Below are 21,909 nucleotides of genomic sequence, written 5' to 3'. Positions count from 1 at the left end.
AAAAGTTTTTAACATGCTGAAGTTTGGCAACATATTCCGGAGTATAAGTTAAGTTTCTACTTTGGAACCCTATAAAAGGCCAGTGAATTGATTGTTATACAATTCACTGGCCTTTCTACCTGATATATTAAAATAGCACCCTTTTACTTCTGACACAACATTTTCTATTTAGCTAAATCAAATACATCTAGCTCTTCATCCTTTATACCTTTAACCTTTATATCAACCATAGCCTTAAAGGTATCTAATGCTGTTATTACCCCTATATTTCTTTCAATGGCTGCTCTTCTAATGTGGAAGCCATCTCTCTTTGAGTCATTACCCTTAGTTGGAGTATTTACAACTAGATCTACTTCTTTATTTTTAACTACATCTATTATATTTGGATGTTCCTCTTTAAGCTTTCTAACTTCTTTAACTTCTATATTTGCTTCTTTTAAAAGCTTTGCAGTATTTGAAGTCGCTACAAACTTAAAGCCTAATTTGTGTAATTCCTTTGCCATAGGTAAGAACTCTTCTTTATCATGATCATTTATAGTAGCTAGTATAGTAGGCATATCTTGTTTAGTAAACATACTAGCTGCTACAAAGCCTTTATATAAAGCTTCATCAATGTTTTTTCCAACGCCTAAAACTTCTCCCGTAGATTTCATTTCAGGTCCTAGTGAAATCTCTACATTTGGAAGCTTTTGAGTTGAGAATACAGGTACTTTTACAGAAACTAAATCTGGTTCTTTATATACATCTATGCCATAACCTAAATTCTTCAACTTCTCACCAAGCATAACTCTAGTCGCTATGTCTACTATAGGAACTTTACTTACCTTACTTATATACGGAACGGTTCTAGATGCTCTTGGGTTAACTTCTATAACATAAAGCTGTCCTTGGAACTCTATAAACTGTATATTGATCATACCTTTTATACCTATTTCTAAAGCAAGCTTCTTTGTATATTCTAGTACCTTAGCTTTTATATCAGCACTTATATTTTGGCTTGGATACATAGTTATACTATCCCCAGAGTGTACCCCTGCTCTTTCTAAATGCTCCATTATGCCTGGTATTAGTACATTCTCTCCATCAGATATAGCATCTACTTCTATTTCTCTTCCCATTAAATACTTATCTATAAGTATTGGATTTTTGTTATCCTTCTGGAAGGCATTTGTTAGGTAATATACAAGTTCTTTCTCATCATAGGTTATCTCCATACCTTGTCCACCAATTACGTAGGATGGTCTTACAAGCACTGGGAACCCTAACTTTTTAGCTTCTTCTAGTCCTTCTTCTACATTCCAAATTCCCTTACCTTTAGGTCTTGCTATTTGAAGCTTTTCAAGTAATTCATCAAATTTTTCTCTGTCTTCTGCCACATCTATCTGATCTGCAGTAGTACCAAGTGTTGCAATGTTTTTTTCTTTTAAGAACTCAGCTAGTTTTATAGCTGTTTGTCCTCCGAATTGAAGTATTACCCCAAATGGTTTTTCTTTTTCTATTATATTTAATACATCTTCTTCTGTAAGAGGCTCAAAATATAATTTATCTGATATATCAAAGTCTGTACTTACTGTTTCTGGATTATTATTTATTATTATAGTTTCTATACCTAACTTTTTAAGTGATTTTACACAGTGTACTGAAGCATAATCAAACTCTATACCTTGACCTATTCTTATAGGACCAGATCCTATTACAATAACTTTCTTATCATATGAAACTTCTACTTCATCATAAGTTTCATAAGTAGAATAGTAATATGGTGATAAAGCTTCAAACTCTCCACCACAGGTATCAACCATTTTATAAGCTGGTTGTATTCCCCATATACTTCTAAGTCTGTATATATCATCAGGACTTACTTCAAGCATGTCTGCCAATCCCTTATCTGAGAACCCTTTTCTTTTTAATTCATGAAGCCACTCTCTATTTATATCATCAATTGTGCTTAGTTTTAATCTTTCTTCTTCATCAACTATCCATTTAATCTTTCTGATAAAGAATTTATCTATACCTGTTATTTCAGCTAATTTTTCCATTCTATATTGTCTTCTTAGAAGTTCTGCAAGAGCAAAAATTCTTTCATCGTCTGGTGACATAACTCTTTCTTTTAATTCATCTATACTTAACTCTCTAAACTTTTTGTTGTCTAGTGAGTATTTTCCTATTTCTAAGGAACGTATGCCTTTTAGGAAGGCAGCTTCAAAGTTGCTTCCTATAGCCATAATTTCTCCTGTAGCCATCATTTTTGTTCCCAAAGTTCTATCTGCTCCTTGGAATTTATCAAAAGGCCATTTTGGGATCTTAACTACTACGTAATCTAGTGATGGTTCAAAACACGCATAAGTCATTTGTGTTATAGCATTTAATATTTCATCTAGTCCATATCCTAATGCTATTTTTGCAGCTACCTTTGCTATTGGATACCCTGTTGCTTTTGATGCTAGAGCAGAAGAACGGCTAACTCTTGGATTTATTTCTATAACTGCATATTCGAAGGAATTTGGATTTAACGCAAACTGTACATTACATCCACCTTTTATTCCTACCGCATTTATTATATCTATAGATGCACTTCTAAGCATTTGATATTCTTTATCAGATAATGTCTGGCTTGGTGCTACTACGATACTATCTCCTGTGTGTATTCCTACAGGGTCTATATTCTCCATATTACATACCGTAATACAGTTTCCAAAACCATCTCTCATTACTTCATATTCTATCTCTTTCCATCCTTTAACGCTCTTTTCTAGAAGGACTTGTCCTATAGAACTTAATTGAAGACCTGACGCTAGTGTTTGTTCTAATTCTTCTTCATTTTCTGCTATACCGCCACCAGTTCCCCCTAAAGTATACGCCGGTCTAACTATCACTGGATATCCTATTTTATTTGCAAAGGCTTTTCCGCTTTCCATATCAGTTATTATTTCGCTTTGTATAACAGGCTGACCTATTCTATTCATCATATTTCTGAAGAGTTCTCTATCTTCCCCTTCTTTTATAGAATCTACGGATGTACCTATTACCTTAACATCATACTTTTGTAATATTCCTCTGTCATGAAGTTCTACAGCTAAATTTAACCCTGTTTGTCCGCCCATACCTGCAAGGAGGCTGTCTGGTCTTTCCTTAGCTATAACTTTTTCAACAAATTCCACTGTTAATGGTTCTAAATAAATTTTATCTGCTACTTCCTTATCCGTCATTATAGTAGCTGGATTACTATTTATAAGCACTACCTCTACGCCTTCTTCTTTTAAAGCTTGGCAGGCTTGTGTTCCTGAATAATCAAATTCTGCTGCTTGGCCTATAATTATTGGACCTGAACCTATAACTAAAACCTTTTTTATATCTGTATTTAATGGCATATCTGTTACCTCCTAAAGTGCATATTTCATAAATTTATCAAACATATAGTCGCTGTCTCTTGGCCCAGGGCAAGCTTCTGGATGAAACTGTACTGAGAATATAGGTAATTTTTTGTGCTTCATGCCTTCAATAGTTCCATCATTCATACTTTTATGGGTTATTTCCATATTCTCTGGAAGCATATCTACCACATATCCATGATTTTGTGAAGTTATATGAACTCTATTTTCTTCTAAATCCTTAACAGGATGATTACATCCTCTGTGCCCAAACTTCAACTTTATAGTCTTTCCTCCAAGGGTTAAAGCCAAAAGCTGATGACCTAAGCATATTCCAACAATAGGTTTCTTACCTATCAAGCTCTTCAAATTTCCTATAACTTCTGTTAGATCTTCTGGATTTCCTGGTCCATTAGATAGAAATATTAAGTCAGGATCTACACTTAAAACTTCTTCAGCTTTTACATCTGCTGGGAAAACTGTAAGCTTACAGTTCCTCTTTAAAAATGATCTTATTATATTTTGTTTTATACCAAAATCTATAATAGCTACATGTTTTCCTGTACCTTCTATCTCATATTTTTCTTTTAAGGTAACATTCTTTACAGCATCAGCGTTTGAAAAATTATCTATTCTGCTCTTTATTTCTTCAAAAGAAGTATCCTCTAGTGTAATTATTCCTTTCATTGTTCCACTGTTTCTTAGAATTTTAGTTAAAGCTCTAGTATCTATTCCTTCTAAGCCTATAACTTTATTTTGTTTTAAGTAATCCTCTAGTTCTAATTCAGATCTGAAGTTACTTGAATAACTACATTTTTCTCTAACAATAAAACCCTTAACCTTTGGTAAATCTGATTCTAAATCTTGTAAGTTAACACCATAGTTTCCTATAAGAGGATATGTCATTGTAACAATTTGACCATAATATGATGGGTCTGTAAGAACTTCTTGATATCCTGTCATTCCAGTATTAAATACAACTTCTCCAACACTATCCTTTAAATATCCAAACGCACTTCCGTGAAATGTCATTCCATTTTCTAATATAAGCTTTGCTTTCATAATAGACCTCCTTAAGTTTTGAGTAAAAATACACTTTATGTTTGAAGGCCCTTAACTTTTTCAAAAGAAAAGGGCAATAAAAAGACTACACATATATAAAAATAATCTTCCTACTACCCATACAATTGCATATTATAAAAAATTTTCTCCATAGAACAAAAAAACATTATCATAATAATCATACCTCTTTCTGGCCTCACAGGACCAAATTAAAGTGTATTTTTTACTTCACTTTTCTAATAACTAATTATATTTTAAGATAACTAATCTGTCAAGCAAATATAGTTATCGAATTGTTTCCAATTATAGATAACCATGCCCGAAATTTAACATACACGACCGAATATGCTGCCAAACTTCGGCACGTAAAAACTTTTTATCAGTCTAAAGTTCGTGTTTTTGAAAATCTAAGTAGCTTTGATAAACTCGTACCTCAGTCCGGACCAACTTATCAATTACCATTGATAAGTCGCTCGGTGAAAGCCATTCAGGCTTTCACCCATATCAAAGCTACTAAGATTTTCTAAAAACACTTCACTAAGACTGATAAAAAAGTTTTTAAATGTGCCTTCAGTTTTGGCAGCATATTCCTACGTATAAGTTAAATTTAAGTTGTGGTTATCTTATACTATGTTTCTCTTTTCATTATTTAAAAATGCTTCTATATTTAACGATATCTCTTCTATAAGTTTTGTTCGTGCTTCAAAGCTTGCCCAAGCTATATGAGGTGTTATTATTAGTTTATCTTTATTTTTTATACTTAACAACGGGTTATCCCCTGTTATTGGCTCCACAGATAACACATCTAAAGCAGCCCCCTGAATTAAGTTTTCATCTATAGCTTTAGCTAAGTCATATTCATTTACTATTTTTCCTCTGCCTACATTTATTAAAATTGCCGAGTTTTTCATGGTCTTTAGTTGTCTTAAAGTTATAAGATTTTCAGTTCGTTCATTTAAAGGACAGTGTATTGAAACTATATCACTTTCTTTTAGCAGCTCATCTAATTCTTTTCTCTCATAATCCGAATTAGCATTTTTTCCTGATGTAGAATAATAAACTACTCTTGCTCCAAAGCTTTCAGCTATTTTAGCAACCCTTCTTCCTATATCCCCTAGGCCAATTACGCCCCAAGTTTTGCCACTTACCTCCCAGAAAGGCATTGAAAAATTAGTGAATATTTCACTTTTACAATACTCACCACTTTTTGTATAGTAATCATAATAGTTTAAATGCTCAAGTAAATAAAATAATAATGCAAAGGTATGTTGAACAACACTGTTAGTAGAATACCCAGCTACATTAGTAACAACTATATTTCTTTTTCTCGTATATTCTAAATCTATATTATTTGTACCTGTAGCAGAGACACATATAAGCTTTACATTTAAAGCATCTTTTAAGTTATCCTCATTTAAAATCACCTTATTACTTATCACTATATCAGCATTATGTATTCTATTTGCAACCTCTTCTTTACTAGTTATATCATACCCCTCAACTTGTCCAAACTTTTCAAGTATACTTAAATCAATATCCTCTCCCAAGGTTTTTTTATCCAATATCACTATTTTTAGCATAAGCTCACTCTCCCTTTATAGTTTCTTTCTACTTATTATATATAATTATTATTATGTATTATTATTTTGGTATTTTCAATAATATTTACTATAAAGAATCATATGCTGCTTAAATGCCATTTAGGCGTTTTAGCCAACATCTCATTTAAGTTCCACTTTATCAAATAGAATAAAAAAGAAACTTACTAATTTTATAGTTTAATAATATTACTTAACTTTTGTTTATAACTAAAAATCCCTATGTTTTTTAACACAGGGATTTTATTATAACCTTATTAATATCATCTTTTATCCATGACCACGCCGTAAACCAAGAACTCTGTTTGTGTCTTAAGCAATTTCTTTAACTGCTGCAGCTTCAGTGATGGCTTCAACATATTTCTTTCCTTGAGCTGAATCATATTTGCCTTCCCATCTTGAAACTACAACAACAGCTAGAGAGTTACCTACAACATTTACCGCAGTTCTTGCCATATCAAGAATACGATCAATACCAGCTATAAATGCAAGACCTTCTAGAGGAATTCCCACTGAACCTAATGTAGCAAGAAGAACAACAAAGGATACTCCTGGAACACCTGCTATACCTTTTGAAGTAATCATCAGTACGATCATTAGATTAATTTGTTCTGGAATTGATAAGTGAATGCCATACAATTGAGCAATAAATATAGCTGCTATTGCTTGATATAATGTAGATCCATCTAAATTAAAAGAGTAACCTGTAGGGATAACAAATGTTGCAATGGATTTTGGACAACCGAACTTCTCCATCTTTTCCATTATTTTAGGCAATACAGTTTCCGAACTAGCAGTACTGTAAGCTAGGATAAGTTCTTCTTTTAGTATGCTTATAATAGCAGTAATTTTTGTCCCCACTATTCTAGCAACAATACCAAGTATAACAAGTACGAAAAATATCATAGCTCCATAAGTAGTAAGTGCTAGTTTACCCAATGGGATTAAGGATTTAACCCCAAACTTAGATACAGTTACACCAATTAATGCAAATACTCCAAGCGGAGCAGTCTTCATGATTTGATTGGTTACCCAAAACATAGCATCTGCAGTACCCTGACAAAACCTAAGGACAACCTTTCCTTTTTCTCCAATGGCAGAAACACCTAAACCAAACATAACTGAGAAAAATATTACAGAAAGCATATTACCTTTTGCAAGAGCATCAACAATATTTGTTGGAACAATATTTACAATTGTATCCGCAAAACCATGATGTGCTACAGATTCTGTTGTATTCACGTAATTTGAAATATTAGTTTTCACTAAGGAATGCATGTCTATTCCTGTGCCAGGATGAATTATATTAGCTACAAATAATCCGACCACGATGGCAATTGTAGTTACCACCTCAAAATAGAGAATAGTCTTTCCTCCAAGTTTACCAACTTGTTTAATATCACCTGCTCCTGCAATTCCTACAACAAGTGATGAAAAAACAATAGGCACTACAATCATTTTAATTAAACGTATAAAAATATCTCCTATAGGCTGAAGATATGTTCCAATAGCCGGATTTCCGTAAAATGCAGCTCCTACTATAATACCAAGTACAAGCCCAATAAGAATTTGTGTTGCCAATCCAATTTTTAATTTTTTCATATAATCTCACCTTTCTTTTATTTACAATTTTGAGTTTAACATTATTCATTTGTTTTGTTATCAGTTAACTAATACTAAAATAATAATATACATTCTACTCAATACGACAGAAAACTATAAAAAAACTATAAAAGAATCACAAAAAAATTATGAAAAAAATTTTATACTTACAAAGATATTTATTTTTTACTACATTTGAGGAAATATTTTTTATATTCTAAATATTTATTTTGAACCTACATTAATTACATAATTAACTTATTTTTACTATGTTCAACATAACAAGGTACAATAATTATAAACAAAGTTTAATTTATTAAACCTAGTTTTATGGTAGAATTTCAATACAACAGTTAACCAATATTTATTTAAATATGCACTAGATTGTTAACCTATTTTTTGTTATTCTTTTCATGGACCTTTTTTAACTCCATTGCATATAGGTATGGAACTTTTAAATAATTAAGGGCTCTAGTTGAATAAACTTTTGGGAGGTGTAGAATTATTGAGAGAAGATATATTAGTTCTTATTTTAATGATGATTACTGTACCTTTGTCTGGTGAATTAAAAATCTACCCTTTTCATGATACCTTCCGAGTAAGCTTTGGGACATCAACTTTTTTATTTCTTTTGTTATGGATAAAAAATTTCCCACTGCTGCTATGTGGTTTCATTGTTGGTCTTTGTGTTTTAGTATTTAGGATATCTATAGATTGGTTCATTAAAGGAGGTTTTCAGTTAGCTCCGGATTTTATACTTCATTTTTCTGCATTTTTTTATTATATTTCTTATGCTTTATTTTTTTACTTAGCAAAGATAAATAAACTGCATCATAAGCCTTTTTTATTAGGATTTTTATGTATTTTAATTGAAATGTTAGCTAATATAGTAGAATTATCTTTTAGGCATTATATCTTAGGAACTGTAGTTTCCTCATTAATACTATGGCAGGTTATAGTTATTGCAGTTATTAGAACTTTTTTTTCCCTGGCATTTTTCTATATCATTAAGTTATATGAAACAAGACAAATTGCCGAACAGCAACAAGAACAAAATAGACATATGTTATTATTGATTTCTAATTTATTCGAAGAATCTGTTCAACTAAAGAAATCATTACAAAATGCAGAGGATATTACAAGAGATTGCTATAATTTATATCAACACTTACAAAATAATCAACAAGGCTTAGATAAAGATACCTTAGCCCAAAAAATGTTACTTATAGCTGGCCAAGTACATGAAATAAAAAAAGATAACCAAAGAATATATGTCGGCCTGTCTAAGCTAATATGTGATAAGAAACCAATAGATTATATGAGTGCAGAGGAGATAGTAAATATCATAATACCTGCAAATAAGAAGTATTCTTCATCCTTGAGAAAAAATATTAAGTTTATTTCAAGTATTCAAGAAAATCTTCCTAATTTACACGTATTTACCGTGTTATCTCTTATCAATAACTTAGTATCTAATTCTGTAGAAGCTATTGAAGCAATAGGAATTATAAAAATCTCTATTAATACAGTATCAGAAATGATAGAATTTCAAGTACAGGATAACGGAATCAGTATTCCTGAAAAGAAGAGAAAGTTAATATTTAGACCTGGATATACCACAAAGTACGATGTGTCCGGGAAACCCTCTACAGGTATGGGACTTCCTTATGTAAAAGAAGTAGTTACAAACCTTGGAGGTAATATTACGCTGGTAAATTTACCTATTGAAGATAAAAAATCATTTATTATAAAATTACCTATAAATAGTTTAACAGAGAAAGGATGATAGCATGCGCTTTTTTATTGTTGATGACGATGAGGCTATTCGTTCTATGTTAGCCGAAATTATTGAAGACTATGATCTTGGAGATGTAGTTGGAGAAGCAGATAACGGTTCCATTATAGACAACCACTTATTAATCTTAAAGCAAGTGGATATTCTTATAATTGATTTATTAATGCCTATTCGTGATGGTATTGAGACAGTACGAGATTTACACTCTTCTTTTAAAGGAAAGATAATTATGATTTCTCAGGTTGAGAATAAAGAAATGATTGGCAAAGCATATTCTTTAGGTGTTCAATATTACATTACTAAACCAATTAATAGACTTGAGGTTATTGGAGTTATCGAAAAAGTTACAGAACATATCCGTCTACAGAAGTCTATCTATGATATTCAAAAGACACTAAACTTTTTAGACTTAGGTAAAACAAAGGAAAGTAACGAAAATTCCTCCTCTGATAAAAGTATTACTGCATCTGGTCAAATCCTTTTAGCAGATCTTGGAATAATCGGAGAAAGTGGCAGTAAGGATTTATTAGATATACTTGAATATCTTTATAAATATGAACTAAAAAACAATTTAGGAAGCGAGTTTCCTTCCTTAAAGGACATATTTACCATTATAGCAGAGAATAAGCTTGGAAGCTCATGTTCATCTGATATGCTAAAGAAAGAGATCAAGGCTTCTGAACAGCGAGTGAGGCGATGTATATTTCAGGGATTAATACATTTGTCATCAGTTGGACTAACAGATTATACTAATCCAAAATTCGAAGAATATGCTACTAAATTTTTCGATTTTACAGAAATTCGAAAAATGATGCTGCAATTAGAAAACGAAGCTAAGCCTTCTATCTCCAATATTCGAATCAACACTAAAAAATTTATTAAAGTATTATATTTTGAATCTAAAAAGAAATTATAATAAGATAATCAGTACACATTATATGATAAATATATTATGTACTAATTATGTATAGATAACCACAATTTAAATTTAACTTATGCGTAGAGATATATTACCAATGTTGAAGTCACGTTTAAATATTTTTTTATTAGTCTTAGCGAACATTTGAGAAAAATCTTAGAACTTTTGATATGGTTGAAAGCCTGAATGGCTTTCAACCAGTGACTTATCAATGGTAATTGATAAGTTGATCCGAACTGAGCATAGCGAGTTTATCAAAGTTCTTTTTATTATTATGAAACTCCTCTTCCTTACAGTCAGAGGAGTACTCACAGAGTAAGCGACCATATCAAAATCACAGATTTTGTATGTCTGCTTAACCAATTTGCACAAAATCACAGATTTTGGCTCTCTGCTTAAATTGGAGCTCTAGACTAATTAAAAATATTTAACGTGACGAAACATAGTAATATATCTGGTCGTATAAGTTAAATTTCGAGCATGGCTATCTATAGCATAATAAAAATTACTCATAAAATAATTATTGTATTTTTATTATATATGACGTATAATTATTCATGAAAATAATACTAGGCAAAGTTACACGTGGTAACTGTCTATCGGAGTAAAACTATATTTAATATATTAGGTATCGGGGGTAGATCGATGGAAAAAATGGTCTTTGTGGTTAGAAAAGCTATTGAAGCAGACATACCGAAAATACATGAAATAACTCAAGTAGCTTTTAAAGCATATGCTCAAAATATAGGCGCCAACATAGAACTTCCAGCTCTTGCTGAAAACTATGAAGATATAAAAAAAGATATTGAAGCAAAAGAGGTTTTTGTTGCTCTTTTAGATGAAATAATAATTGGCAGTGTTAGAATTGAAATTAAAGAAGACCATACTGCTTATCTTAGCAGATTTGGCGTTGACTCCTCTTATCAAAATAATGGCGTTGGTAGGATACTAATGAGTGCTGTAGATGAATTAATGATAAAGTTAGAAATAACAAACTTATATCTGCATACCGCCTCAAAAATGCTATCCCTTGTTAGATTCTATTATGGTAGAGGATTTTATATTGAATCAACTACTAAAGATCGAGGTTATATAAGAGCACTACTATGTAAAAATTATGAATGTCAAACACCTCATAATTCTTCAATTGATGCTAACAAAGACTGTGTAATAATTTAATTAATTTTTATAGAATATTTTATTTAAATATAATACGAAAGTCTAAGGAGTAAATTATTTTAGTTGTAAAAATAATTTCTTACTTTCTTTTTATAAAAAGGCAAGCATTTAAGTATATTACTCTATGCTTGCCTTTCTTAATTTTATATATTATTTATTGAAATTTAAAATCACATGTAGTTCAAGCTTCGCTTATATCTATGCTTCTACAATCCAACCTTCAGGAGCTTTAACATCCCCAAATTGAATTCCATAAAGTGTATCATAAAGTTTTCTAGTTATTGGCCCCACTTCTGTTTCACTATGGAATACATGAAGTTTTCCTTTATATTCTATTCCTCCAATTGGAGTTATTACAGCTGCAGTTCCACAAGCCCCAGCTTCGATAAATTCGTCTATTTTATCAATATATACATCTCTCTCTTCAACCTGCATATCTAGGTATTCTTTTGCTATGTGAATTAAAGAGTATTTTGTAATACTAGGTAATATAGATGGCGAATTTGGTGTTATGAATTTGTTATCTTTAGTAATTCCGAAGAAATTTGCTGCTCCTACTTCTTCTATTTTAGTATGAGTAGCTGGATCAAGATAAATACAATCTGCAAACCCTTTTTTAGCAGCATCTTCATGAGGAAGCAAGCTTGCTGCATAGTTTCCTCCAACTTTTGCCGCTCCTGTACCATATGGCGCTGCTCTATCATAATCTGAAATCATAAAGTTAACAGGTGCAACACCACCTTTGAAATATGGTCCTACAGGACAACAAAATACGCAGAATATGTACTCAGCAGCAGGTTTAACTCCAATGTTATCCCCTACCCCTATTATAAATGGTCTAATATAAAGAGTTGCACCTGTTCCATATGGTGGCACATATCCTTCATTAGCCTTTACAACTTCAATACATGCATTGATAAATTTTTCTTCTGGTATTTCAGGCATTAACAAACGTCTACAACTATTATTCAGACGTTTAGAATTCTGATCTGGCCTAAATAGCTGTATTTTCCCATCTTTTCTGCGATATGCTTTTAATCCTTCAAAACACTGTTGTCCATAATGAAGCGCTGGTGAGCCTTCACTCATAGTAAGCTGATTATCTTCTACCAATTTTCCACTGTCCCAGTTGCCATCTTTCCAAACAGAAATATATCTAAAATCTGTTTTAATATACTCAAACCCAAGATTACTCCAATCAATATTTACATCTTTACTCATGCTAGTCCTCCTAAAATATTAATAAAGTTATCATTATAATAATAAACATAAAAAACTATTGAAAGTTTTTTAAGATACTCTTGTAAATATTATGTTCTTAAAATTATTTTAGCATAATTATTCATTAATACAATATTTTTTAGCACGAATAGCTGGGTTTTGTTGCATAAGCGAAATAACAGTAGTATATAAAAATAAAAACCTGATTTTTTTCTAAATACTAGACTATTTGACCTATGAACTGACTATATAACCTTAGAATAAATTTTTAAGCTTTATATTTTTTTAACTTGGGTGACTTATCCTGGAAAGTGTATAGTTTACCATTCTTAGCTTTTAAAAAATAATTTCCTTTAAACCCTTTATTAATTAATATCTTTTCAATCTCAAATAAAGTACCTGCATGGCTTACAATAAGAATATTTTTATCTTTTTCCTTTAATATAATATCTAGAGCTTCACTAATTCTTTTTAAAGTTAACCTTCTTCCTTCTGGTTGTGAAACATGGTTTCTTATCCAAGCAAATCTATTTAATATAGCCCAAATATAATAAGGTATAGGAAAACTAGTATTAATTACAGCAGCGGACGGAATTTCTATAAGTTTATCTGTTGTAATAATTTCTCCATGATATATAGTTTTTGCAGTAGTTACAGCTCTAGGCAAATTGCTGCAATAACATTTATCCCATTGTTCATCAACTACTATTTCATTAGTTATTACTCCTGCCTTATCATAGCCCAAAACATACTCATTATATTGTTTTGATGTCATAAAATTATTTTTTTTTAAGTTCACCTTAAAATGTCTTACTAGTCCTATTTTCATATCTCATCACCACTTTGTATATTACATTATAATTTTTAAATGTACAATATATATTTAAGCATTAACCAATAATGACAGAAGCTTCCCAATAGTACAAAAATGTGAAATATTTCATGGAACCCAAAATTCTTAGTAGTAATTTTAGGCCATTTTGTAGCATATATTACTCCTCCCATAGTATATGCAATTCCTCCAGCAAAAAGCCAGGTCATTCCGCCATTTGAAAATACTTTTGTAAGTGGAAATATAGCTACAATGACTAACCATCCCATAAAAATATAGAATGACGTAGAAAGCCATCTAGGCGCACTAAACCAAAAGTTTTTAACTAAAATTCCAGCAATAGTCAAAGTCCATATTATACCAAATATACTCCAACCCCAAGCTCCTCTTAAAGCAATTAAGCAAACTGGAGTATAACTTCCTGCAATTAAAACATAAATCATAGAATGATCAATTCTTCTTAGTACTCTTATAGCTTTCTCTGAAACTGGTGCCAAGTGATATACAGAACTTGCTGTATATAGTAGTATCAAGCTTATTCCAAACACAGAAAAAGTTATAGTATGCCATAGACTATTTTGAAACGTTGAATATATGACTAATATAACTAGACCTACAATAGATGCAAATACACCAAATAAATGTGTTAATCCGCTAACTGGTTCTCGAAGCTTTTGAAACATAAATATCCACCTCTCAATTTTAAATATAATGATGTTATTATGTAGTTGTCAAAACTATGTGTTAGTATATTTATATATTAAACCTATATCATATATATTTCAAGTACTTTAATAAGTTAATTATATAGATTTAAATGATATTATGAAATATATAGCAATATATTTTAGTTTTTCTTATACTTCTATAAATATACTCTTTATAATTACAATAAAATTTCTATGTTCACATATACAAGACTTTTGTTGTTAAATCTTTTTATTTATATATATGCTAACATAAATGTATTTAAAAATATTAACCATTATACTAAATATTTACTTAGGAAAATTAATAAAACTAAAGTTACTATCTTTAAATTAGAATAAAGGGGGCTTAGGCATAGGTTTTATATCATTAAATATAAATTCATATATTTGGGTTGAAAGTACTGTTAAATCCGGTTTAGAAACTAAATACCATATTCCATTTATAAGTTCACCCTTACAATATCCATCTACAGGAAACCTTTGCTGTTCTATATTAGATATATTTGAAGTTATGACTTTACTACCTAAGGTTATAATATCAGTTTTTGATAAACTTGTTTCAACTAGCAGTAAAAATTTAGATACTATGGATGGATACTTAGTAATTTCTAATTTTTTAATTTTGTTTATAATCTCAGTTAAAACATACCTTTGCCTATCCGTACGTTCAAAATCCCCATCTCCCACTCTTCTTATTCTGCAGTAAGCTACTGCTTGCAATCCATTTAACTCTTGAACACCTTCCTTATATATAGGTAGATATTCTGTATTTTCTATTTCAGACAATTCTTTTATCCACTTATTAATTTCGTTAAATTCGTATTTCTTTACATTAACAGTTATACCTCCTAAGTCATCTATAATTTTTGTTAATCCTTTAAAATCTACTGTTACATAATCTCTTATGTTTAAATTAAAATTCTCATTTAGGGTTCTAACAGCTAGTTTAGGACCACCGTAAAAATATGCTTCTGTTATTTTAGTTTTTCCATGCCCTCTGACATCCACATATGTATCTCGCATTATAGACGATATTTTTATTTTATTACGTTTCTTGTCTATAGTTGTAACTATTATACAATCTGAATGAGGAATATCAGATTTAACTTTTCTACTATCAATTCCAAAAAACGCAATACTTGTAATATCCTCCATATTCTCGCGTTGCTTTATGTTTCTTTCTTTTGCCCCAACCTTACTGGATATGTTTTCACTTGCTTTTAAGTTTATACCTAACTCTTCATTTACATTTGGTAATGGGTTAACCTTAACATTATTAAGTTGTTTATTTACATAGCATATTATACCTGCTGCTGATAAGAATATTGTAAACAATGAGGTTAAAACTACTTTTTTTAATATTTTCTTTTTTTTACTCTCTCTATCCTTTGCAGCCATAATAAAATTTTCTCCTTATTCTATACTTTTTTTATACCTCTTTTAATAATGCAGTTAACTGAGTTAAAAGTATCAAGTTTTATTTTTATTATTTGTAAATAATAAAAATTTATTTTAACAATTAAAACCACTTTTATAGCAAGTTGATAAATATTTTTAGAATTTTTATAAATATTCTATATTGACAATATTTATAATTCATCATATAATAAGTTTTAACAATTTCATACTTCGCTATGAAGAAGATGAGTAGTATTAAAACTTTCCAAGAGAGGTTGTGTTTGGTGTAAACAACTAAAGTTTTATTGTGAATGGAGCTTTGGAGTGAAATCTTTGAAAGTAGGGCTTATGCCAAGAAGGGTGGAACCGCGGAAATTAATTTCGTCCCTTTTATGGTATAGCCTTTTTTTATCTTTAAAAAATATTTAAATTCTTTAAAAAATTTTTAAATTAGGAGTGATTGTATTTATGAAAGCTATTATTACTGTAGTTGGTAAAGACAAACCAGGTATTATTGCAGGAGTTAGTGCTGACCTACTAAAGCTAAACATTAATATCCTAGACGTAAATCAAACTATTATGGAAGGTTTCTTTACAATGATAATGTTATTAGAATTAGCTAATGCCAATGTACCTTTTGATAAAGTTAAAGAAGCATTATTACAAACTAGCAAAGAACTTGAAGTAGATATAAAAATCCAAAGAGAAGAAATTTTCAACTCAATGCACACACTTTAGGAGGAACTATAATGAATGCAAATAATATCTTAGAAACTATAAAGATGATAGAAGAAGAGAAACTAGATATCCGTACTATAACTATGGGAATATCACTATTGGACTGTTGTGACTCAGATGGAGAAAAATCCAGAATAAAAATATATGATAAAATAACAAAATCAGCTGAAAATCTAGTAAAAGTTGGAAAGCAGATAGAAAATGAATTTGGTATTCCAATTGTAAATAAAAGAGTTTCAGTTACTCCTATTTCAATAATTGCTGGAGCCTCAAGTGATACTGATTATGTTAAATATGCAGAGATTTTAGATAAAGCTGCTAATACTATTGGCATAAATTTTATTGGTGGATTCTCAGCTTTGGTTCACAAAGGATATACAAAGGGTGATAGAATATTAATACAATCTATTCCTGAAGCCCTAAGCCGTACAAATCTTGTCTGTTCTTCTGTTAACGTTGGTTCTAGTAAAGCAGGAATTAATATGGATGCAGTAAGAGAAATGGGTATTATAATAAAGAAAACTGCAGAACTTACTAAGGATTCCGCTGGATTAGGATGTGCTAAGTTAGTGGTATTTGCTAATGCAGTTGAAGATAATCCTTTTATGGCTGGTGCCTTCCATGGTGTAGGAGAAGCTGAAACTATAATAAATGTTGGAGTAAGCGGACCTGGAGTTGTAAAAAGAGCACTAGAAAAAGTGAAAGAACAAAGTTTTGATATAGTATCTGAAACTATAAAAAAGACTGCTTTTAAAATTACAAGAATGGGTCAATTAGTTGCGAAAGAAGCTTCTACTAGATTAAATGTACCTTTTGGTATTGTAGACTTATCACTAGCACCTACACCAGCTATAGGTGACAGTGTTGCTCATATACTTGAAGAAATGGGACTTGAAAGCTGCGGAACTCACGGAACCACTGCTGCATTAGCTTTATTAAATGATGCTGTAAAAAAAGGCGGAGTTATGGCTTGTAGTCATGTTGGTGGACTAAGTGGTGCTTTCATACCTGTTAGTGAAGATGCTGGAATGATAGATGCTGTAAATAACGGTGCATTAAATTTAGAAAAGCTAGAGGCAATGACTTGCGTATGCTCTGTTGGTCTTGATATGATTGCTATTCCTGGAGATACTCCAGCATCAACTATTTCTGCTATAATAGCAGATGAAGCAGCTATAGGAGTTATAAACAACAAAACAACTGCTGTAAGATTAATCCCTGCACCTGGTAAAAATGTAGGAGATATTGTTGAATTCGGAGGACTTTTAGGTCACGCTCCTGTTATGCCAGTAAATAAATTCTCTAGCGACGCCTTCATTGCTAGAGGAGGTAGAATTCCTACTCCTATACACAGTTTTAAAAACTAATATATTTAATATACTAAAATTTAAGGCTACTGCTATTATATGCAGTAGCCTTAAATTTTAGTATATTAAATATAGAGATGGAACTTAACTTATACGTAGGGATATGTTGCCAAAACTGAAAGCACATTTAAAAACTTTTTTATCAGTCTTAGTGAAGTGTTTTAGAAAACCTTAGAACCTTAGATTGTTTGAGCATAGCGAGTTTATCGAAGGTTCTTAGGTTTTCTAAAACACGAACTTTAGACTGATTAAAAGTTTTTAACGTGCTGAAGTTTGGCAACATATCCGGTGGTATAAGTTAAGTTTCCGTACATGCTCCTATCCATAGAAAAAGGAACCCTTAGGGTTCCTATGCAACACATATCTTAAGTTTTGAAATTCTTTTCTCTTCAACTTCCTCAACTTTAAAGATTAAATTTTCATACTCTATAGTATATTCCTTACATTCATCTGGAATACTTCCTAACAAATCAACTACAAAGCCTCCAACAGTATCGTAGTTATCTGACGGTAAATTTACATGTAATGTTTCATTAATATCATCAATGAGTACTAATCCGTCCACTACGTAGGTATTAGTATCAACTTTTTTTATAACTTCATTATTTAGTTCATCATACTCATCAAATATATTACCAACTATTTCTTCTATTAAATCTTCCATGGTAACAATACCTGAAAATCCACCATATTCATCTATTAACACTGCCATATGATTTTTTGTAGCTTGAAGTTCTCTAAACAGAACATCAGTATTTTTCGTTTCTGGAACAAAATATGCTGATCTTAGTATGCTTCTTATAGTCTGTTGATTTAAATTATCTTTCGCCATCTTAGCAAATAAATCTTTCATGTAAATAATCCCTACTATGTTGTCTATATCATCTTCATATACTGGAATTCTAGAAAACTTTTTTTCTAATACGTTGCTTATCAACTCTCTTATAGGCATGTTCACATTTATAGCAAATACACTAGTTCTAGGTGTCATTATTTCTCTAGCTAACATGTTATCAAACTCAAAAATTCCATCTATCATTTCTTTCTCAGTTTCGTTTATAACTCCATTTTCTTCGCCAACACTAATCATCATTCTTATTTCTTCCTCTGAAACCTTTTCTTCTATCTCCTTAGCGTCAATATCAAAAATCCTCATTAAAAAATTAGTAGAAGCTGTGAGAATTTTTATAAAAGGTAATGCTATCTTGGAAATGAACAAAATAGGTGTTACAGCAATCATGGCTATTGTTTGTGAGTTTTGCAAAGCAATTCTCTTAGGAAGAAGTTCTCCTAAAACCAACGTAATGTATGCTAACAATACTGTAACTAATACCATTGCTATTTTATCAGTTATAGGTATACTTATTTCCCTAAATAACCTAGCTAGAGGCTTAGATATACTCGTAGCAGCTGAAGCACTGGCTAAAAATCCTGCTAAAGTAATACCCACCTGTATAGTAGCTAAAAACTTACTTGGTTCATCCAATAGCTTTAATAATGATACTGCTTTTTTGTTTCCTTCACTAGCTAAATGAGAAATTTTCGCTCTATTTATAGACACAATAGCCATTTCAGATGCTGAAAAAAAGGCATTTAACAAAGTTAAAAATAGAATTAATAATAGTTCGAGTAATATACTCTCAGGCTCGCTTTCCATTTACATCCCCCTCGAAATTATAATTTTAGTAAATATTTTATCATATTTTAAAATATCCAAACAATATATACTTTGTTAACAATTTTTAATAATGTTATATTGTCTTATTGTCAATTATATATATATATTTAACTTTTTATTACATAAATTATTGTATTATAAGTTAAACATTTATTGATTCCATATGAAACTCAACTAATGACCATTTCAATAAATTATTTTTATTACGGCTTCATATTTACTAATGTATCTAACTGCTTATTTAGGTTATCCTTAACATAATTTAAGTTTTTCACAGTTCCATTAGCCAAATTAGCTCCTTTTAGTGCTGTATCAGAAGATAGAACTATATTTTTTAAATAATTATAATACTTATCATGAAATGCATTTAGTTCAGGTCCATGAGGTAGTTTACTAACTTCATCTAGATACCTATGTAAATTTTTATTTTCCTCATCAAGTCCCTGAACAGATTTTTTTTCTAAATAATTAATTGTATTATCTACTGATGTTTTTACCTTACCTGTATAATTATAAATATCTTTTGTATACACGCCATCAGTTTTCACCGAGTTAACAATTGCTGCTGGCTCTTTATGTAATTCCACTACTTTAAATACTGATACTGCAAGAATAATAATTAAGATAAAAGTAAATACCTTAGCTATCTTCTTAATTATATTAAATATAACTATTATAGCTATTACCACAATTAATACTATTAAAAGTTTGTCACTAATCATTTTAAACTCATCCCTCCTAAAATATGTAAAGTATTATGTTTTATATTGAAGATTTTATTATAAAAGCTCTGCTCTTTTTATAACTTCATTTTTAAAGTTATCTAATCCTATTCTATCTATAAAAAAACCAAGTTTTTCTCCAGCTTCAGCACTTTCCTTATAATAGTCAAAAACACTATCCACTAGCCTTAATGCTTGTAATTCATTAATATCTAGTGCTATAATATCTGCTTGCCTAGGATTATATCCTGCAGACCCTCCTACAATTACTCTAAACCCTGTAATATCAGCTATGATACCAACATCTTTACTATATACACTGCCACAAGCATTTCGACATCCAGCTACTCCTATTTTAGTTCTGCATGGCATCTCCATCCACTGATACTTTCTTGCTAACTTCATACCAGCCCCTATAGTATTATACTTTGATCTTTTACAAAACCCAGCAGGACATATTTCTACATTTTTTACTGAATTCTGAGTCTTAACTGCAGGTTGCATTTGTAATTCTTCCCATATTTCTTTTAGACTACCTTCTTCTAGGTTTGTTATCATAATTCTCTGTCCTGATGTTATCTTTAAAACCCCTCTATATTTTTTTGCTACTTTAGCTATCTTCTCAAGATTTTCTGGTGTTATGAATCCCCCTGGTATGTATGGAGTTATAGCAAATTTTCTTTTACCATCTACTACTTTTTGCAGATTACCGTAATGTTTGTTCATATTTTCACTCCTAATTATTAATATCTTATTTTTAAAATTTATTAAACTAGGAAACTCCATATGATTTAAGTTTCACTTTATCAATATTATAACATAATAACTAGTTTTATTACTAATTATACCGTATTTTTCTCATGAAGCTGCTTTAAATAAAATTTTTTATAAATTCCTATAGAGTAAAAAAACCCTGCATATGTGCAAGGTTTAGTTCTTATTAATAAATATTATTTTGTTTTTCATAGTACCTGTCCAACATAAATACTATATAACTACCCGCTAAGTTTAAGGCAAAAGAAGCATAACTTCTCTCAACTTCATTTGTTTCTATACCATCACCATGACCCGCTTGTCTGTTTCTTATAACGGGTAACCCAGTTAAAATTCCTGTTAACTTATTAAGATTATCATCTTGAAATGAATCAAATATTCCGTTATCCTTTAATAAACCTATTAAACCACTTGCCGTTAGTCTATTATGGTCATAAGGATACTCCTCATTAATAATTTTCTTGCACTTCTTCTTATTACCTTCACTTAATGCAAAACTGATAGATTTTATTACTTTACTTTTAGATATTATGTATTCCTTCTAAATACCTACTATATATCCATATTACCAATATATAGATACAACTTCAATAATTAGGTTTACTAAGTATAGCAAAATTATACATCTGCTTAATTTAAAGCACAAAAATAACTCCTTTGTATTTTAAAAGGTTACCGAGAAACTAACATTTACTTTTTCTTATTGTCTTCAATGATTTTAACAATTTTATCTTTTGTTAGGCAAGGGTATTTTCTATGTATCATTCTATGACAATTTGAACATACCATTAATATATCAGTTGATTTCATTTGCGTTTCTTCCTTTAATTCTGATATCTGCTTTAAATGATGTCCTTCTATAATTTAACTTATGCGTAGGAATATGCTGCCAAAACTGAAGGCACATTTAAAAACTTTTTTATCAGTCTTAGTGAAGTGTTTT

General features: G+C 30.5%; 17 protein-coding genes. 5 read left to right on the top strand and 12 right to left on the bottom strand.

Annotated features, from left to right (window positions below; all coding sequences use genetic code 11):
• Positions 1 to 164: 164 nt before the first annotated feature.
• From carB to HGI79_RS19700, 4 genes are all read right to left on the bottom strand, one after another.
• Positions 165 to 3,371 carry a carbamoyl-phosphate synthase large subunit gene (gene carB / locus HGI79_RS19715; protein WP_185652386.1) on the bottom strand — a complete coding sequence of 1,069 codons (3,207 nt, stop codon included), beginning with the start codon at positions 3,369 to 3,371 and terminating at the stop codon, positions 165 to 167.
• A 12-nt stretch (positions 3,372 to 3,383) separates the two neighbouring features.
• On the bottom strand, positions 3,384 to 4,433 hold the full coding sequence (carA, locus tag HGI79_RS19710) for a glutamine-hydrolyzing carbamoyl-phosphate synthase small subunit (RefSeq protein WP_185652385.1): 1,050 nt from the start codon (positions 4,431 to 4,433) through the stop codon (positions 3,384 to 3,386).
• A 623-nt stretch (positions 4,434 to 5,056) separates the two neighbouring features.
• Complete coding sequence (locus HGI79_RS19705) at positions 5,057 to 6,013, bottom strand: D-2-hydroxyacid dehydrogenase (protein WP_185652384.1); 957 nt, start codon at positions 6,011 to 6,013, stop codon at positions 5,057 to 5,059.
• A 330-nt stretch (positions 6,014 to 6,343) separates the two neighbouring features.
• Positions 6,344 to 7,633: a cation:dicarboxylate symporter family transporter gene (locus HGI79_RS19700; RefSeq protein ID WP_185652383.1), complete on the bottom strand. Its 1,290-nt coding sequence runs from the start codon at positions 7,631 to 7,633 to the stop codon at positions 6,344 to 6,346.
• Positions 7,634 to 8,138: 505 nt separating this feature from the next.
• Between HGI79_RS19700 and HGI79_RS19695 the strand changes: the two genes are divergently transcribed.
• From HGI79_RS19695 to HGI79_RS19685, 3 genes are all read left to right on the top strand, one after another.
• A complete protein-coding gene (locus tag HGI79_RS19695; protein WP_185652382.1) occupies positions 8,139 to 9,419 on the top strand; it encodes a sensor histidine kinase in 1,281 nt (426 codons plus the stop codon).
• A gap of 4 nt (positions 9,420 to 9,423) precedes the next feature.
• Positions 9,424 to 10,344, top strand: a complete 921-nt coding sequence (locus HGI79_RS19690) for a response regulator (protein WP_185652381.1) — start codon at positions 9,424 to 9,426, stop codon at positions 10,342 to 10,344.
• A 648-nt stretch (positions 10,345 to 10,992) separates the two neighbouring features.
• The gene (locus HGI79_RS19685; RefSeq protein WP_207725855.1) at positions 10,993 to 11,526 is read left to right on the top strand and encodes a GNAT family N-acetyltransferase; all 534 of its coding nucleotides are present in this window, start codon (positions 10,993 to 10,995) and stop codon (positions 11,524 to 11,526) included.
• 198 nt (positions 11,527 to 11,724) lie between these two features.
• Here the strand turns inward: HGI79_RS19685 and HGI79_RS19680 are convergent, their stop codons facing one another.
• From HGI79_RS19680 to HGI79_RS19665, 4 genes are all read right to left on the bottom strand, one after another.
• A complete protein-coding gene (locus HGI79_RS19680; RefSeq protein WP_185652380.1) occupies positions 11,725 to 12,747 on the bottom strand; it encodes a branched-chain amino acid aminotransferase in 1,023 nt (340 codons plus the stop codon).
• 268 nt (positions 12,748 to 13,015) lie between these two features.
• A complete protein-coding gene (locus tag HGI79_RS19675) occupies positions 13,016 to 13,576 on the bottom strand; it encodes a histidine phosphatase family protein (protein WP_185652379.1) in 561 nt (186 codons plus the stop codon).
• 35 nt (positions 13,577 to 13,611) lie between these two features.
• Positions 13,612 to 14,262 (bottom strand): hemolysin III family protein, encoded by a 651-nt coding sequence (locus HGI79_RS19670; protein ID WP_185652378.1) that lies wholly within the window; start codon positions 14,260 to 14,262, stop codon positions 13,612 to 13,614.
• Positions 14,263 to 14,619: 357 nt separating this feature from the next.
• The gene (locus HGI79_RS19665; RefSeq protein WP_185652377.1) at positions 14,620 to 15,687 is read right to left on the bottom strand and encodes an LCP family protein; all 1,068 of its coding nucleotides are present in this window, start codon (positions 15,685 to 15,687) and stop codon (positions 14,620 to 14,622) included.
• 468 nt (positions 15,688 to 16,155) lie between these two features.
• On the opposite strand from HGI79_RS19665, the gene HGI79_RS19660 reads away from it, so the two are divergent.
• Positions 16,156 to 16,425 (top strand): ACT domain-containing protein, encoded by a 270-nt coding sequence (locus tag HGI79_RS19660; RefSeq protein WP_185652376.1) that lies wholly within the window; start codon positions 16,156 to 16,158, stop codon positions 16,423 to 16,425.
• Between the two features lie 11 nt (positions 16,426 to 16,436).
• Positions 16,437 to 17,792, top strand: coding sequence for a PFL family protein (locus HGI79_RS19655; RefSeq protein WP_185652375.1), 1,356 nt, complete (start codon positions 16,437 to 16,439; stop codon positions 17,790 to 17,792).
• A gap of 349 nt (positions 17,793 to 18,141) precedes the next feature.
• Here HGI79_RS19655 and HGI79_RS19650 read toward each other — a convergent pair whose 3' ends face one another.
• The 4 genes from HGI79_RS19650 to HGI79_RS23755 form a co-directional block, all read right to left on the bottom strand.
• Positions 18,142 to 19,449: a hemolysin family protein gene (locus tag HGI79_RS19650; protein ID WP_185652374.1), complete on the bottom strand. Its 1,308-nt coding sequence runs from the start codon at positions 19,447 to 19,449 to the stop codon at positions 18,142 to 18,144.
• 224 nt (positions 19,450 to 19,673) lie between these two features.
• The gene (locus tag HGI79_RS19645) at positions 19,674 to 20,192 is read right to left on the bottom strand and encodes a hypothetical protein (protein ID WP_185652373.1); all 519 of its coding nucleotides are present in this window, start codon (positions 20,190 to 20,192) and stop codon (positions 19,674 to 19,676) included.
• Between the two features lie 57 nt (positions 20,193 to 20,249).
• Positions 20,250 to 20,918 carry an NAD(P)/FAD-dependent oxidoreductase gene (locus HGI79_RS19640; RefSeq protein WP_185652372.1) on the bottom strand — a complete coding sequence of 223 codons (669 nt, stop codon included), beginning with the start codon at positions 20,916 to 20,918 and terminating at the stop codon, positions 20,250 to 20,252.
• Positions 20,919 to 21,132: 214 nt separating this feature from the next.
• Complete coding sequence (locus HGI79_RS23755) at positions 21,133 to 21,420, bottom strand: DUF7014 domain-containing protein (protein ID WP_395939560.1); 288 nt, start codon at positions 21,418 to 21,420, stop codon at positions 21,133 to 21,135.
• Between the last annotated feature and the right edge of the window lie 489 nt (positions 21,421 to 21,909).

The sequence above is a fragment of the Clostridium sp. DJ247 genome, from assembly GCF_014231265.1.
Note: the sequence above shows the minus strand (reverse complement) of the source record. Positions and strands in the feature narration are given on the sequence as shown.

What these genes read in the sequence shown, in the direction of transcription:
- carB (WP_185652386.1), bottom strand. Translation starts at nt 3,371, where the DNA reads ATGCCATTAAATACAGATATAAAAAAGGTTTTAGTTATAGGTTCAGGT.
- carA (WP_185652385.1), bottom strand. Translation starts at nt 4,433, where the DNA reads ATGAAAGCAAAGCTTATATTAGAAAATGGAATGACATTTCACGGAAGT.
- HGI79_RS19705 (WP_185652384.1), bottom strand. Translation starts at nt 6,013, where the DNA reads ATGCTAAAAATAGTGATATTGGATAAAAAAACCTTGGGAGAGGATATT.
- HGI79_RS19700 (WP_185652383.1), bottom strand. Translation starts at nt 7,633, where the DNA reads ATGAAAAAATTAAAAATTGGATTGGCAACACAAATTCTTATTGGGCTT.
- HGI79_RS19690 (WP_185652381.1), top strand. Translation starts at nt 9,424, where the DNA reads ATGCGCTTTTTTATTGTTGATGACGATGAGGCTATTCGTTCTATGTTA.
- HGI79_RS19685 (WP_207725855.1), top strand. Translation starts at nt 10,993, where the DNA reads ATGGAAAAAATGGTCTTTGTGGTTAGAAAAGCTATTGAAGCAGACATA.
- HGI79_RS19680 (WP_185652380.1), bottom strand. Translation starts at nt 12,747, where the DNA reads ATGAGTAAAGATGTAAATATTGATTGGAGTAATCTTGGGTTTGAGTAT.
- HGI79_RS19675 (WP_185652379.1), bottom strand. Translation starts at nt 13,576, where the DNA reads ATGAAAATAGGACTAGTAAGACATTTTAAGGTGAACTTAAAAAAAAAT.
- HGI79_RS19670 (WP_185652378.1), bottom strand. Translation starts at nt 14,262, where the DNA reads ATGTTTCAAAAGCTTCGAGAACCAGTTAGCGGATTAACACATTTATTT.
- HGI79_RS19665 (WP_185652377.1), bottom strand. Translation starts at nt 15,687, where the DNA reads ATGGCTGCAAAGGATAGAGAGAGTAAAAAAAAGAAAATATTAAAAAAA.
- HGI79_RS19660 (WP_185652376.1), top strand. Translation starts at nt 16,156, where the DNA reads ATGAAAGCTATTATTACTGTAGTTGGTAAAGACAAACCAGGTATTATT.
- HGI79_RS19655 (WP_185652375.1), top strand. Translation starts at nt 16,437, where the DNA reads ATGAATGCAAATAATATCTTAGAAACTATAAAGATGATAGAAGAAGAG.
- HGI79_RS19650 (WP_185652374.1), bottom strand. Translation starts at nt 19,449, where the DNA reads ATGGAAAGCGAGCCTGAGAGTATATTACTCGAACTATTATTAATTCTA.
- HGI79_RS19645 (WP_185652373.1), bottom strand. Translation starts at nt 20,192, where the DNA reads ATGATTAGTGACAAACTTTTAATAGTATTAATTGTGGTAATAGCTATA.
- HGI79_RS19640 (WP_185652372.1), bottom strand. Translation starts at nt 20,918, where the DNA reads ATGAACAAACATTACGGTAATCTGCAAAAAGTAGTAGATGGTAAAAGA.